The following is a 937-nucleotide window of genomic DNA, read 5'->3' on the forward strand; positions in this document are numbered from 1 at the left end:
GATCAATCCAAGGAAGAACACCATAATCGAAAGCCCAAACAGCTGCGGAAAATGCATAATCCAAAGCGCGATAAACGTCAGAATACAGTTGACGAGCGCAATGATAAATTGAGCCTCGAGCACCTTGCCGAACGTTCTTGCAAATTTGCTTCCGAAAAAAGCAATCTCCTCATAAAAGACCCTCAGTTTGCTCGTTTTAAATTTCGCCATGAATTCAGAAAGCCGTTTTTTCTCAAATAAGAAAAACATGCTGAGAATGAGCGCCATCACGACCTGCAAGCCGAATGTGCTAATATCGGCCAGATACGTATACACTACATTGAAGCCCTCTTTGACATATGAACTGATGTTAATATCTCCGAAGACACTGGTGATCTCATCAAAGAAAGGGATGCTGTCAGGATGATACGCAATATGTTTAATCTGCTTTACCAGCTGCTGGATCTGCGCCGCGACGACCGGATAAAACACAAAGCCCCCGACTGTAAGCAGCACAGCCAGCAACATGTAAAGAAACGTAATGACAACCCGCTGGCTCACGCGGAAGAACCGGCTTACAAACTGCCGCACGACAAGCTCCAAACGATCCATTAGAAATGTGAAAATGAAGGTAAGCAATATTAAGTTGATCATGCTCTTAAATAGATATAACACACCAGTTAACACGACAAAGATGGAGAAACGCCTTACTCCCGGGTGCTGAAAAAATTTAACTAAAGCGGCCATTTATACACTCCTGTTAGGACAAACGTCCTTCATTCAATATAGTATCCATTTGTAAATTATATAACAAAAAAATGCTGAGGTCTCTGTCCTTACCTTAATAATTCTTAAACAATTAAAAAAACGGCCCCATGGATGGGCCGTTTTTTTTCAGACTGCTGTTTTCATTTTTTTCATGCCTTCAACAGCCTCTACGCTTTTTGCTTCATCAAAT

Annotated in this window: 1 protein-coding gene; it reads right to left on the bottom strand. The window is 41.5% G+C overall.

From position 1 onward, the window contains the following. Positions 1–726 (bottom strand): AI-2E family transporter (locus tag ACWHAR_RS24240; RefSeq protein WP_452088079.1); only part of this gene is annotated, 726 nt, incomplete at its 3' end. Positions 727–937 lie beyond the last annotated feature (211 nt).

This window comes from Bacillus sp. LR--39 (genome assembly GCF_053613335.1).